The 12525-nt window shown below is 66.4% G+C and carries 13 protein-coding genes and 1 riboswitch; of the genes, 6 read left to right on the top strand and 7 right to left on the bottom strand.

Annotation, left to right across the window (positions count from 1 at the left end):
* Positions 1-40: 40 nt before the first annotated feature.
* A complete protein-coding gene (locus Q333_RS0101395) occupies positions 41-424 on the bottom strand; it encodes a helix-turn-helix domain-containing protein (protein ID WP_029414959.1) in 384 nt (127 codons plus the stop codon).
* A gap of 184 nt (positions 425-608) precedes the next feature.
* On the opposite strand from Q333_RS0101395, the gene galU reads away from it, so the two are divergent.
* Positions 609-1490, top strand: a complete 882-nt coding sequence (gene galU, locus Q333_RS0101390; RefSeq protein WP_029414958.1) for a UTP--glucose-1-phosphate uridylyltransferase GalU — start codon at positions 609-611, stop codon at positions 1488-1490.
* 12 nt (positions 1491-1502) lie between these two features.
* Here the strand turns inward: galU and Q333_RS0101385 are convergent, their stop codons facing one another.
* Both Q333_RS0101385 and Q333_RS0101380 read right to left on the bottom strand, forming a co-directional pair.
* Positions 1503-2402, bottom strand: a complete 900-nt coding sequence (locus tag Q333_RS0101385) for a BPSS1187 family protein (RefSeq protein WP_029414957.1) — start codon at positions 2400-2402, stop codon at positions 1503-1505.
* Positions 2403-2689: 287 nt separating this feature from the next.
* Positions 2690-3403, bottom strand: a complete 714-nt coding sequence (locus Q333_RS0101380; RefSeq protein WP_029414956.1) for a DUF4386 family protein — start codon at positions 3401-3403, stop codon at positions 2690-2692.
* Between the two features lie 58 nt (positions 3404-3461).
* Here Q333_RS0101380 and Q333_RS0101375 point away from each other — a divergent pair, with 58 nt between their 5' ends.
* Complete coding sequence (locus tag Q333_RS0101375) at positions 3462-4082, top strand: TetR/AcrR family transcriptional regulator (protein ID WP_029414955.1); 621 nt, start codon at positions 3462-3464, stop codon at positions 4080-4082.
* Positions 4083-4134: 52 nt separating this feature from the next.
* Here the strand turns inward: Q333_RS0101375 and Q333_RS0101370 are convergent, their stop codons facing one another.
* The 3 genes from Q333_RS0101370 to Q333_RS0101360 all read right to left on the bottom strand — a co-directional run bounded on the left by Q333_RS0101370 (position 4135) and on the right by Q333_RS0101360 (position 7259).
* A complete protein-coding gene (locus Q333_RS0101370) occupies positions 4135-5202 on the bottom strand; it encodes a DUF2855 family protein (protein WP_029414954.1) in 1068 nt (355 codons plus the stop codon).
* Between the two features lie 221 nt (positions 5203-5423).
* Positions 5424-5864, bottom strand: a complete 441-nt coding sequence (locus tag Q333_RS0101365) for a BLUF domain-containing protein (RefSeq protein ID WP_157072327.1) — start codon at positions 5862-5864, stop codon at positions 5424-5426.
* A 144-nt stretch (positions 5865-6008) separates the two neighbouring features.
* On the bottom strand, positions 6009-7259 hold the full coding sequence (locus Q333_RS0101360) for a bifunctional alpha/beta hydrolase/OsmC family protein (protein WP_035293514.1): 1251 nt from the start codon (positions 7257-7259) through the stop codon (positions 6009-6011).
* Between the two features lie 97 nt (positions 7260-7356).
* Positions 7357-7463: riboswitch (TPP riboswitch) on the top strand.
* Between the two features lie 178 nt (positions 7464-7641).
* Here Q333_RS0101360 and thiC point away from each other — a divergent pair.
* From thiC to Q333_RS17510, 4 genes are all read left to right on the top strand, one after another.
* A complete protein-coding gene (thiC, locus tag Q333_RS0101355) occupies positions 7642-9516 on the top strand; it encodes a phosphomethylpyrimidine synthase ThiC (protein WP_029414951.1) in 1875 nt (624 codons plus the stop codon).
* 57 nt (positions 9517-9573) lie between these two features.
* Positions 9574-9987, top strand: coding sequence for a hypothetical protein (locus Q333_RS0101350; protein WP_029414950.1), 414 nt, complete (start codon positions 9574-9576; stop codon positions 9985-9987).
* A 169-nt stretch (positions 9988-10156) separates the two neighbouring features.
* The gene (locus Q333_RS17515; protein ID WP_157072326.1) at positions 10157-10783 is read left to right on the top strand and encodes a hypothetical protein; all 627 of its coding nucleotides are present in this window, start codon (positions 10157-10159) and stop codon (positions 10781-10783) included.
* Between the two features lies 1 nt (position 10784).
* Positions 10785-11393, top strand: a complete 609-nt coding sequence (locus Q333_RS17510) for a hypothetical protein (protein ID WP_157072325.1) — start codon at positions 10785-10787, stop codon at positions 11391-11393.
* Between the two features lie 193 nt (positions 11394-11586).
* On the opposite strand, the gene Q333_RS0101345 is transcribed toward Q333_RS17510, so the two are convergent.
* Entirely contained in the window at positions 11587-12249 is a 663-nt protein-coding gene (locus Q333_RS0101345; RefSeq protein ID WP_029414949.1) for a DsbA family oxidoreductase, read from the bottom strand.
* Between the last annotated feature and the right edge of the window lie 276 nt (positions 12250-12525).

Genomic DNA, 12525 nt, shown 5'->3' with positions numbered 1-12525 from the left:
CAAGAAGGGCCGCTTCGGAAACGAGGCGGCCCTTTGCGCGTCAGGCCGCCTGTTCGCCGTCCGCGTGCAGCGATTTGGCCAGGTCCAGCAGGCGACGGCGCGGGCGCTCTCCCAGCTGGTAGTAGGCCTGGATCAGGTCCAGCGTCTCCTTGCGGCTGAACATCTCGCCGCCCTGGGGGCCGGGGCTGTCCTTCTTTTCGAGCGCCTCGGTCAGGCCGTCGTAGAAGTAGCTGATCGGCGTCTCCAGGGCCTCGGCCAGCTGCCACAGGCGGGCGGCGGAGATGCGGTTGGCGCCGCATTCGTATTTCTGGATCTGCTGGAAGCGGATGCCGACCTGGACCGCGAGCTGTTGTTGCGTCAGGCCCAGAAGGCGACGACGACGGCGCAGGCGGCGGCCCAGGTGGAGGTCGATGTCGGTGGCCATGGCCCCATTCCCCTTGTTGTCACGGGCTGTGCCAGAACGGCACGGCTCGCCCACAAAGCCGCAATGACCATGCCGTCTTCGCGTGACGGGGGAGCGACGGTGGTTAACGGGGGCGCGTTTGGCCAAATCATGCGTTAGGCTGGGACCCCGCTGTTCTTTCGGGCCGCTGTTTCAGGACCTCTGCATGACCACTCGACCCCGCCGACTTCGCAAGGCGGTGCTGCCTGTCGCGGGCCTGGGCACCCGCGTGCTGCCCGGCACCAAGACCACGCCCAAGGAGCTGCTGAACGTCGTGGACCGGCCGATCCTGAGCTACATCGTCGAGGAGGCGAGGGAGGCCGGGATCGAGCACATCGTCTTCGTCACCGGGCGGGCCAAGCAGGCGATCGAGGACTATTTCGATCACCAGATCGAGCTGGAGGCCCAGCTGGCGGCCAAGGGCAAGACCGAGATCCTGGAGATGATGAACGCCGAACTGGCCACCGCCGGGGAGATGAGCTTCACCCGCCAGATGCAGCCGCTGGGCCTGGGCCACGCCGTTTGGTGCGCACGCGATATCGTCGGCGACGAGCCGTTCGCAGTCCTGCTGCCTGACGTCATCGTCGACGCCGAGCCCGGCGCGCTGAAGCAGTTGGTCGGGGCCTATGAGGAGCTGGGCGGCAACGTCATCGGGGTGGAGGCCGTGCCCGAGAGCGAGACGCACAAGTACGGCATCGTCGACCCCGACGGCCGCGAGGGCGACCGCATCCGCATGAAGGGCATGGTCGAAAAGCCGGCGCAGGGCACGGCGCCCTCGAACCTGTCCATCTCGGGTCGCTACATCCTGCAGCCGGAGATCTTCGGCATATTGGAACGACAGGAACGGGGCGCGGGTGGCGAGATACAGCTGACCGACGGCATGGCGCGGCTGATGGCCGACCAGACCTTCACGGCGGTCCAGTATTCCGGCGTGACCCACGACTGCGGCGACAAGATCGGGCTGCTTCGCGCCAATGTCGCCCTGGCGCTCAAGCGGCCGGACCTGGGCGAGGCCGCCCGCGCCGCCATCGAGGGCCTGCTCCGCTAGGCCTACCTCGCCTCAGGGGAAGGCGAGGTAGGTCCAGACCGGCCGATAAAGCGGCGCGCCCTGGGCATCCAGCGGCGTGACGGCATCCACCACGGGCGAGGAATGCCGCGGCTGCGGAACCGTGCCGGGAGGGCTGGGGTTGGGCGCGACGCTCGTCACCAGCCGCCTTGAAAGGCCGTAGGGCGCCGCCGCCCCATCGACGGATGTGTTTGGCCCGAACTCCGACAGGCCCAGCAAGGTCCAGTTCTGGCTGACGAGGGCCAGAGGCACCAGCTCATCGCCGGTGTGGGTAAAGCCGAACTGTCGGCCGGCGGGCGTGACGTTGGGCAGGCTGAGCCAGGGTGCCAGCGTCGTCGGCGTCAGGCCCACATCGGACGGGCCTGAGAACATGACGGTCCGGTCGAGCGAGAACAGCTTGCCGAGATAGGCCGCGTGGCCTGCTCCCTGGGAATGACCGGCCATGGTGATGCGACTCCAGTCCAGCTGGCCCGAAGCCAGCACCCGACCCCAGCCCTCGGTTGGAAAGGTCCGGTCCAGATGGCGGATCAGGTCCTCCAGCCGCCCGATGATGGAGTCGTCGCGGTTGACGCTGACCACCGGGCTCAGGTCCGCGCCGGTCAGGATCTCGCGCCGGGCCTTGCCGGCGCAGTCTGGGTCGGGGCTGGGCGCGCACAGATCGAACACCGCCGTGTCGTTGGGATAGGTCAGGCCGATGGCGTGATAGCCGCGAGAGGCCCCGGTACGGACGACCTCCCGATAGAAGCGGGGGATGGCTCCGCTTCCGGGCAGCATGACGAAAAGACGGTTCTGGGCCGCGACCGCCGGATTGGGGGTCACGACGAAATGGGCGGCGGTGTTGGTCGCGACGGCCGGGTTCGCTGTCGTTGGCGACAGCTCGCGTTCCACCGACACGGCGGGTGGCGGCGGTGGGGGCGGAGGGGGTGGCGGCGCCGGGGGCTGGGGGGGCGGCGATGAACCCCCTCCACCGCCTCCGCCCCCGGAACAGGCGGCGAGCGTCGTTCCGGCGATCGCGAGGGCGCCGATCAGTCCGAGGGCTTGAACAGTCCGCCTCATGGCGATCCGTCTTGGGTGGGAGATCAGGGATATCACGCATGAGGGCCGGAAATCCGTCAAACCGGGCGGGCGGCGGGGGCCGTCATGCGGACGGGACCGAGATGGGTGTCGTCGGATCGCATCGATCACGTCGTGTTCCCTTGCACGAGCCAGGTCATGCCCAGCGCCAGAAGCCATCCCAGCCACGCTGTGAAGACCCACTGGGTGATTTGCAGATCGGGGAAGGCGGGGTCGACGGTGGCGAGCAGTTCGACCTGACCCACGATCCAGAGCGGCGCGAGCATCAGGGCGGCGAGCCCCAGCAGGCGAGTCCACACGCCCCGCGCCAGGGGGCCGCGCGCCAGCGCCAGGCCGACGGCCAGTGTCCAGGCCGCCAGGAGCGTCTGGCCCAGCGATTCCCCGATCGCGACGCCCGCGAACTGATGCAGCGCCTGATAGGTGCCCACCGCGACGGCGCTCTCGGTCGCCGATCCGTCCAGCGCCCTGTCGGCCAGACCCGGCACCACGAACACCCAGCGCGAGAGCCCGACGGCTTGGGCGACGCCTGAGGCCGCACCGGCCGCCGCGGCCCAGGCGGGCCAGCGTCCGCCGCCCGCCCGAACCGCCTCGCCCGTCCAGGTCGAAACCCAGAGGAAGGCGAACGCGCACACCGCGAACGCCAGCCAGATCAGGATCAGCTCGGGCCCGCCCGCGCGAAACGCCGCCAGCACCTGAAGCGGCGGCTCCCTCAGCACGTCGTCATAGCCGAACCGGTCCATCAGCAGGACGAACGGGACATTCACCGCCAGGGCGAAGGCCGTCATCGCCAGACCAGCGCCTCGCGTCGCATCGATATTCATGGCCGGCCCCTGGTATGTCCCACTTGTGAGACAAATCTGTATGTCTCATAGTTGAGACATGTCAAGCGCATCTGAGTCGCCCGGGCGGTCCCGGGACCGCTCCGCCACGGAGGCCGCCATCGTCGCCGCCGCCGAACGGCTGCTTCTGCGCGGCGGCTGGAGTGGGCTGAACGTCAACACCCTGGCGACCGAGGCCGGCGTGGATCGCAAGCTGATCTACCGCTACTTCGACGGCGTCGACGGCGTGGTCGAGCGGCTGGCCGGTCGGCTGGATCTTTGGCTGGGCGAGACACTCGCGGCTCAGCCCGCCACGAAAGCCTCTTCCTACCGCGACTTCGCCCGCGAGATGCTGACAGGCTATCTGGCGGCGTTGCGGGCCAACCCGCTGATCCTGCGGCTTCTCGTTTGGGAGCTGGCCGAGGACACGCCGCTCCTGCGACGCATGGAGGCCCAGCGCGCGGCCGTGCTTCAGCGGTGGACGGCGTCTCGGCGGCCCGACCTGCCCCTGCCTCAGGGCGTGGATGTGGTGGCTCTCAATGCGGTCTTTCTGGCGGCGATCCAGCATCTCGCCCTTGGCGCGCTCACCCGAAAACGGTTCGCAGGCGTCGTGTTGGACGCGGCGGGGTGGACGCGCATCGAAGCGGCGATCGACCGCATGCTGGAGGTCTATCCGGACTGAGGCCGCATTTTCCAGCGGGAGCCGCTCCGACCCGTGCCAGGGGAGGGCCGGTTCAGCCCGGCGTCACCATGTGCCCGTCTTCCGGGCGGGCTTGGCCCGAGAGCACCATCTGATACACGCCCTCGAGCGCGGCGGGCCCTGCATGGGTCGAGACCTCAAGCCAGCCGTTGGCGGCAATGAAGGCCTCCAGCGCCGTCTGGATCCGGCTGTTCAGCATCTCGCCGCCCCAGTCCCTTGACCGTAGTTTCAGCCGGTCCGGGGCGAAGAAGAAGGTCGGGCGCGGGCCGGGCAGGCGGCCCGGGCCGACGGGGCCGTCGGTCTGGTGGGTGCTGCCCACGACGGCGCTGTGGACCAGACGGTCGCCGAGCGTGTGATGGACCGCCGCCACCACCTCGGGGGCCCCGGCGAAGTCGACGAAGACCACCTGTCCCTCGATCGGCCGATCGGCCAGAGCCTCATAGGTCCGGGCTTCCGAATAGCAGCCGACGCCTTCGACGAAGGCGGCGTTGCGGGCCGAGGTCAGGCCGATCACCCGCACGCCGCGCCGGGCCAGCAGCCAGCCGAGGCCGAGCGCGGTCTTGCTGGAGGCGCTGGACAGGATGAAGGTCTGGGCGCCGAAGTCCGCGTTCTCGGCGAAATAGTCATCCAGCAGGAAGGCGGTCAGGAACAGCGGCCGCAGCAGGGCGATCTGGTCATCCAGAGGACCGGACGCGGCCTCCACCAGAGCGTTGTAGGCGGCCGGCAACTCGGCCCTGTGGGGCGACACGTCCACCACGCCCCAGGGTCGCCGCTCCAGCCGCGTGACCCAGTGGCTGGCCATCGGCAGATAGCCGAACAGACGCGTGCCAACCGGGATCGTCTCGACGGTCGAGCGCCGCACCGTGGCGAACCCCCAGACCGGAATCCGGCCCCAGGTGTCGTCCTCCGGGAAGAACCGCCAATAGCCGAGACGGTCGCCATAGACCCCGTATGTGATGTTGTTGGCCGTCAGGGCGAACCGCTCGACGTCCAGCAGCACCTCCCCGTCTGCCAGGACCGTCGAGTCTGGCTCCGGGAGAGGGCGCACCTCGACGCGGGCCAGATCCGCGCGATCGATCAGGAAGTCCCAGTGCTGCGTCATCGGCGTCCCCGTGTCCCCCGAGCCGCTTTGTCAGCCGCATCCGACACCAGCCCTGCGTGATGATCCAGCGACCGAACCGGCTCAACGTCTTTTTGGAGGGCTTCATCGCCGGAGGCCAGCCCAGGCGAGGGGCATGCTCCATTTTCCGCTGGCAGGTTTGGGCGAGGATTCCCCTGGGGTCGTCGGGCCGGCGCGCGCCCGACCAACGACGGACGCCTGGCCTACCCGGCCTGACGCCGCCGGCACTCGATGTCGGGTGCGGTGGCCACCGCCTCGCGCAGGGCCATCAGGATCCAGGACGGCGACGGAACGTCCCGCGCCATCATGGTGTCGAGCAACCGCTCCAGCGCTGGCGTCACACGAGCGTTGGCCATGGTCCAGCCCTCGAACATGCGGTGATCGGTCGTGAAACGGTCCAGCAGCCGCAGATCGCGATGCCTTGGATCGTCCTCAAGCCGTCGAAGCAAGGCGTCGAGCGCTGCGCGAGGACCTTCGATTGCCTGGATGTAGCGATCGGCATGCGCGGCAAGCGCCCCCGAAAGACCGTCGCGGGCATTGTTGCGGTGGGACTCCGCCAGGATCACCGCGAGGTTGCCCAAGGAGTTCGTCGACCCTGTCGCCGTACTTTCATAGACCAGCCGCTCCAGGCCCATGCAGAACATCCTCGCCGCTCAATCTCGACGGAGCAATGCCCAATCAGAAAAGTGGTTGCATCAAGATCATGATTCCAAACGACAATGTCCGGTACCGTACTCAGTACAGAAATGAGTCACCGCTTCAAATGTCATCGGCGGCTGAGGCCTCTACTAGCGGCAGACGTCCTCCATCTCCTGAAAGTGCTCTTCCTCGCCGGGGGCGGGCATGGCGGGCGCGTCGGCCCGCGTCACCACCCGCGCCCCGCCCTCCAGGGTGCGATGCACCGGGCACTTGTCGGCGATCTCGAACATGCGCGCGCGTTGGTCCTCATCGAAGGTTCCCTCCAGCTTCAGGGTCCGCTCGAACACATCCGGTGGCGTCTGCCCCGGCTGCTTCTCATGGCGCACCTCGACCGAGGCGCGCTCCAGCGGCAGGCCCTTCTTGTCGGCATAGAGCCTCAGCGTCATGACGGTGCAGGCCCCGAGCCCCGCCGCCACCAGCTCATAGGGTGTCGGCCCGCTGGCCAGTCCGCCCACCGACACCGGCTCGTCGGCCAGCAGCATGGCCCCACCCGCCTCGACCCGAGCCTGGAACTTGCCGGCGCCGGTCTCGCTGACCCTCACCACCCCGTCCGAGGTGGGCGCCGTCTCCGGCGTCGTCATGTCCCCGACATAGCGGCTGGCCCAGGCCGCGATCACCGTCGCGGCATAGGCGGCGTCTTCCGGTCGGCTCAGCAGATGGTCGGCCTTGTCCAGCGAGCAGAAGCTCTTGGGGTGTTTCGCCGCCATGAAGATGGCGCTGGCCTCCTCCACCCCCACCACCTGATCGACCGGCGAATGCAGGATCAGCAGCGCCCGCTTCAGGTTCGCCAGCCGCGTCTTCTGGTCCTGCGCCTTCAGGTCCTCGGCGAAGCCTGCCCCCACCGACACCGCCCGCCCGCCGACGACCGCCTCATGGGTCTCCCCGTGCATCAGCCCCTCGGCGCCCGGCCCCAAGAGCTTCAGCACATGATCCACGTCGAACGGCGCGCCGATCACCGCCACGGCCTTGACGCTGTCGATGTCGCCCGCCGCCGCGATCGCCGCCGCCCCGCCCAGGCTGTGGCCGATCAGCAGGCCCGGCGCACAGCCGTTCCGCGCCATATGCCCCGCCGCCTCGACCAGGTCGCCGACGTCCACGGTGAAGCCCGCCGGCATGGGGGCCATGCCCGCCTCGCCGATCCCGGCGAAGTCGATCCTCAGCGTGCCGACCCCCTCGGCCGCCAGCGCCCGGGCGATCCGTGTCGCCGCCAGATTGTCCTTTCCGCAGGTGAAGCAGTGGGCGAACAGGGCATAGGCCCTTGCCTGCCCGTCCGGCCGATCCAGCCGCCCGCGCACCCGCCGCCCATCTGCGCAGTCGAAGTCGAAGGGTTCGGATCGCATGGCGGGTCTCCTTAAGGCACTGGCCCTCAGCCTAGCCCCGGATTTCGCCCCGCGCCCGCGAAAGGTTTCCAAGCCTCCCGCCTCGGCCTATGCTCCGCCCGTTCTCCCGGGGGCGGCGCCCGAGCCGCTGAGATTGGCGTGATCGCCTGACCGGCCGAACCTGATCCGGGTCATGCCGGCGAAGGGATGAGACGCTGGTCCACGCCACAGGACCCTCGCCCGACGTCGGCGCGACCCTCTGACAAGCACAGAGGCCGCCATGAACATCCACGTCACGCCCTCGGCTCAAGCAGCGAGCGACCGCGTCGCGAGCGATAGCCAAACAGCCTTGCCGCACGAGCCGGAGAGCACCCTGTCGCTCAAGGACGCCCGCGAGGCCGTGATGAAGGAGACCGGCGCCATCCCCACTGGCCCCCGCGCCGGCAGCCGCAAGGTCTACGTCTCCGGCGAGCTCTTCCCCGACATCCGCGTCCCCTTCCGCGAGGTCGCCGTCCACCCCTCGGCCAACGAGCCGCCGGTCACGATCTACGACAGCTCCGGCCCCTACACCGACCCGGACGTCACCATCGACATCACGCGCGGCCTGCCCCACGTCAAATCCAGCTGGCAGCTGGATCGCGGCGACATCGCTCCCGTCGCCGCCCCGCGCGAGGTCAAGCCCGAGGACAACGGCCACGCCAGCGGCAAGAACCTCGCCCCCCGCTTCGACACCTCGCGCCACCGGGTCTTCAAGGGCGTCCCCGGCCGCCCGGTGACCCAGCTGGAATACGCGCGGGCCGGCATCATCACGCCCGAGATGGAATACGTCGCCATCCGCGAGAACCTGCGCCGCGAGCAGTCCGCGCCCTCCCGCGCTCAAGTAGCCGAAGGCGATAGCGCAACCAAAAATGCCCGCGACGGCGAGGATTTCGGCGCCGCCATCCCCGACTTCGTCACGCCCGAGTTCGTGCGTCAGGAGATCGCGCGCGGCCGCGCCATCATCCCGCACAACATCAACCACCCCGAGGTCGAGCCGATGATCATCGGCCGCAACTTCCTGGTGAAGATCAACGCCAACATCGGCAACTCCGCCGTCCTGTCGACCGTCGACGACGAGGTCGACAAGCTGGTCTGGGCCACCCGCTGGGGCGCCGACAACGTCATGGACCTGTCGACCGGTCGCAACATCCACAACATCCGCGACTGGATCATCCGCAACTCCAGCGTCCCCATCGGCACCGTCCCCATCTATCAGGCGCTGGAGAAGGTCGGGGGCGTGGCCGAGGACCTGACGTTCGACCTCTTCGCCGACACCCTGATCGAACAGGCCGAGCAGGGCGTGGACTATTTCACCATCCACGCGGGCGTGCGCCTGCCCTTCGTGCCGCTGACGGCCAACCGCGTCACCGGCATCGTCTCGCGCGGCGGCTCCATCATGGCCAAGTGGTGCCTGGCCCATCACAAGGAGAGCTTCCTGTACGAGCGCTTCGACGAGATCTGCGAGATCCTGCGCGCCTACGACGTCTCCTTCAGCCTCGGCGACGGTCTGCGCCCCGGCTCCATCGCCGACGCCAACGACGCGGCCCAGTTCGCCGAGCTGCGCACGCTCGGCGAGCTGACCAAGGTCGCCTGGGACCACGGCTGCCAGGTCATGATCGAGGGCCCCGGCCATGTGCCGATGCACAAGATCAAGCAGAACATGGACGAGCAGCTGAAGCACTGCCACGAGGCGCCCTTCTATACGCTGGGGCCCCTGACCACCGACATCGCGCCGGGCTATGACCACATCACCAGCGCGATCGGCGCGGCCATGATCGGCTGGTTCGGCACGGCCATGCTCTGCTACGTCACGCCCAAGGAGCACCTGGGCCTGCCCGACCGTCAGGACGTCAAGGACGGCGTCATCACCTACAAGATCGCCGCCCACGCCGCCGACCTGGCCAAGGGGCATCCCGCGGCGAGGGCCCACGACGACGCCCTGTCGCGCGCCCGGTTCGAGTTCCGCTGGGAAGACCAGTTCAACCTCGGCCTCGACCCCGAGACGGCCCGCCAATACCACGACGAGACCCTGCCCAAGGAGGCCCACAAGACCGCCCACTTCTGCAGCATGTGCGGCCCCAAGTTCTGCTCGATGAAGATCAGCCAGGACATCCGCCGCGACGCCCAGGCCCAGAACGACGCGGGTGGCTCGCTGGAGGACGCGGAGGCCGAGGCGGGGATGCGCGAGATGAGCGAGAAGTTCCGCGCCGGGGGCGGGGTGGTGGAGGTGAAGGTCTAGGGGTCGACAAGACTCTACTATCGCGCCAGTGGTTAGAGACCATTGGAGATCCGCGTTATGGCAACCGTAACCGTCCAACTCCTCGTCCGAAGCGCGCGCAGCGAGGATGTCTACAAAGATGTGATCCGCATCGCGGAGGCGGATCGGAGTGGCCTGCGCACTGGACGTATCCACAAAATCCGAACCGGTGGTTCCCACGCCTACGCAGTGTTGCGGGGCTTGGGAAAGGCGGAGGGCAAAATCCTCCTGGATGAGGCAGTGCGTCAGCGCTTGGGCGTGACATACGGCCAAACGCACGAATTCAAGCTTAACGAAGCGGGATTCTTGGACCAACTTGGCTGGGGATGGAACGCAACCGATCCCACATATTCCTCCGCCACCAAGCTAGGCGTCCTGTCGTTCTGGCTCGGGTTGATCTCTCTCGTATTGAGCGTCGGAGCCATCCTTTTTGGCGCTTTTTCAGCCACCTGAAGGCCGCTCATTACCTATTCACGTTTGCCAATACGCAGAACGTGGAGAGAACAATCCGCAAGACAGCCCATGAATGGCAACAGACTTGCGTGGATTCCCTTAGCCTCTGCTTTTGCGCAGACTGCTGTTTTGGGATATATGGAGCTACATGGGCGATGGAGATTCCCAAATGAGCGCCGATACGGACCGCGTTTCTCTCAGGATGAATATCTTGGATGGCACGATCGAGATCGAGTCATCGGCTGGGAATTTTGCACATGTTGCTGATAAGGCAAAGGAAATAGCCGTCGCGACGCGACTTGGAAACCAGGACGCGGTCCCGCCGCCCAGAACCCAGCCGGCCAATCGGGAAGAGCAGATCACCGCGCCCTCTGCACCAAAGACCGAATCGGTCGCCGGAGAGAAGCGGCAGAAGAGCAACCGGACGCCGGGAGGTTCGTCGGGTCGGCCAGGCCGTATCGGAAGTTTTGAGCCGGTGAAGCTGGACTTGTCCGAGGACAAAGAACGAGCCCTCCGCGAATTTGTTAGGGATAAAGCTCCCGTCGAGCAAAATCATCAAGTAGCTGTTGCGATGATGAAGGGCGAGGAACTACTTGGACGACCCGGCTTTGATTACAATGAAATTTATACGCTCATGCGCCTAGGCGGCATAAAGCCCCTTCCAAAAGCACTTGATGTTGTCCTTGGACGAATGGCAACTGACAATTGGGTGGCAAAGGAGGGAAAGCTATTCTCTATGAAATTTGTCGGACGAGACTTCGTCGACGAGAATCTGCCTCCGAAGAAGGGGGCCTAGAATGAAAATAACAGAGCTGACCAAACTCGTGGTGTCCCGGCGTCTTACTGAGGCGGACGCAGCCGTGGCCTTCATTTGGTGGAACGCGAAGTTCCAGGATCAGATCGAGATTTCGACGGCAGAGATCAGAACCTTCTTCCACTCGGAAGGCATCTCGTCTCCCAATATTACCCGACTAAGACAACGATTGATCGCAGATCGCCGTCTGCTCAAGAATTCGGCCGGCAGTTCGTTTCGCATACGCGCCTCCGCATATGCAGCTCTCGAGGAAGAGTTCGCCCTCGAATTATCGGAGCCCGAGAATACGAACACCAGCACTGATCGAGATATGGCGGCGCTTGAAGCTCATGCTCGCAGTTTATCGTCGCACGAAACTAGGAGCTTCGTTCTAGAGGCCGTGGAGTGTGCAAAATCTGGTTGTCGCCGAGCCGCAATAATCATGGCTTGGACTGGCGCCGTTTCGGTACTTCAGGACTACGTGTTTCAAAAACATTTGGCCGATTTTCAATGCCGACGCGATAGCCCACGGCGTTTTGAAAAAGCCTGCCATGGGGCTTTCGGACCTAAGGGATATCTCGAAAGAGAGCCTATTTCTGGATTCCTTGTTTAGAATTTCGGCTATCGACAGTAGTCAGAAAAAGGCCCTGAAGCGTTGCTTGGATTTGCGAAACGACTGCGGGCATCCCTCCCAACTGAAACTAGGCAACGCCACTGTTGCGGGTCACATCGAAGCGCTCCTTCTGAATGTCTTCGATCCGTTCGGTGCGCAGCTTTCCAAAGCTGCATAACTTTTGAACGGTGCCTCACCCCTCCCCCGCGATCCGCCGCAACGCCTCTTCGAAAACCGCCGCCGGCTGGCCGCCGCTGATCAGGTACTTCCCCTCCACCACCACCGCCGGGACCGCGTTGATCCCCCGGGCGCGCCACAGCTGTTCCTCGGCCCGCACCTCGGCGGCGAACAGGTCGTCGGCCAGGACCTCGACGGCCTTGTCCCCGTCCAGACCCGCGGCCGCCGCCGCATCGGCCAGCACATCCGCATCCGCCAGCGACCGGTTCTCGGTGAAATGCGCCCGGAACAACGCCTCCTTCAGCGCCCTCTGGGGGGCCGCCCCCACCGTCCCGGCCCAGTGCAGCAGGCGGTGGGCGTCAAACGTGTTCCAGATGCGGCTGTCCGGCCCCATCCGCATCTGAAAGCCGTCCCATGCCTCGGCGGCGCGTTCGGTGATCATCGCCCGGTTCGCCGCCGACTGCTCGGGCGTGGAGCCATATTTCTTCGCGATATGCTCGCCGACATTCTCGCCCTCGGGCGCCATGCCGGGGTTCAGCTCGAACGGCTGGAACGTCACCTCGGCCTGAATGCCTTCGCCCCTCAGCCGCTCCAGCGCCCCCTCCAGCCCGCCCAGCCCCACCACGCACCAGGGGCAGACCACGTCCGAGACGAAGTCGATCTTCAGGGTGCGGGTCATGGCGGGGGCTCCGAGGGGGTGGGGAGGGATATGGGCGCAGGGTAGCGAAACTGCATCCTTCTCCCCTTGCGGGTCGACGAAGGTCGCATCGCGACCGAGGAGGGGTGGCCGAGCGCAGCGAGGTCGGATGAGGGGTACGAAAACGCGGATACCGGGGTTGGTTCGGAGGCACAGCGAACAGAGCGGTGTTTCACCCCTCATCCGGCCCTCCGGGCCACCTTCTCTCGCAAGGGGAGAAGGCCCTGTTCCGCTCAATCATCCAACGACGCGCCGATT

The sequence above is a fragment of the Brevundimonas bacteroides DSM 4726 genome (assembly GCF_000701445.1).
Taxonomy (GTDB): Bacteria; Pseudomonadota; Alphaproteobacteria; order Caulobacterales; family Caulobacteraceae; genus Brevundimonas; species Brevundimonas bacteroides.
Note: the sequence above shows the minus strand (reverse complement) of the source record. Positions and strands in the feature narration are given on the sequence as shown.

Coding starts and splice junctions, on each gene's coding strand:
- galU (WP_029414958.1), top strand. CDS start 609: ATGACCACTCGACCCCGCCGACTTCGCAAGGCGGTGCTGCCTGTCGCG.
- Q333_RS0101360 (WP_035293514.1), bottom strand. CDS start 7,259: ATGCGATCCGAACCCTTCGACTTCGACTGCGCAGATGGGCGGCGGGTG.
- thiC (WP_029414951.1), top strand. CDS start 7,642: ATGAAGGAGACCGGCGCCATCCCCACTGGCCCCCGCGCCGGCAGCCGC.
- Q333_RS17510 (WP_157072325.1), top strand. CDS start 10,785: ATGAAAATAACAGAGCTGACCAAACTCGTGGTGTCCCGGCGTCTTACT.
- Q333_RS0101345 (WP_029414949.1), bottom strand. CDS start 12,249: ATGACCCGCACCCTGAAGATCGACTTCGTCTCGGACGTGGTCTGCCCC.
- Q333_RS17515 (WP_157072326.1), top strand. CDS start 10,157: ATGAGCGCCGATACGGACCGCGTTTCTCTCAGGATGAATATCTTGGAT.
- Q333_RS0101380 (WP_029414956.1), bottom strand. CDS start 3,403: ATGAATATCGATGCGACGCGAGGCGCTGGTCTGGCGATGACGGCCTTC.
- Q333_RS0101375 (WP_029414955.1), top strand. CDS start 3,462: ATGTCAAGCGCATCTGAGTCGCCCGGGCGGTCCCGGGACCGCTCCGCC.
- Q333_RS0101370 (WP_029414954.1), bottom strand. CDS start 5,202: ATGACGCAGCACTGGGACTTCCTGATCGATCGCGCGGATCTGGCCCGC.
- Q333_RS0101350 (WP_029414950.1), top strand. CDS start 9,574: ATGGCAACCGTAACCGTCCAACTCCTCGTCCGAAGCGCGCGCAGCGAG.
- Q333_RS0101365 (WP_157072327.1), bottom strand. CDS start 5,864: ATGTTCTGCATGGGCCTGGAGCGGCTGGTCTATGAAAGTACGGCGACA.
- Q333_RS0101395 (WP_029414959.1), bottom strand. CDS start 424: ATGGCCACCGACATCGACCTCCACCTGGGCCGCCGCCTGCGCCGTCGT.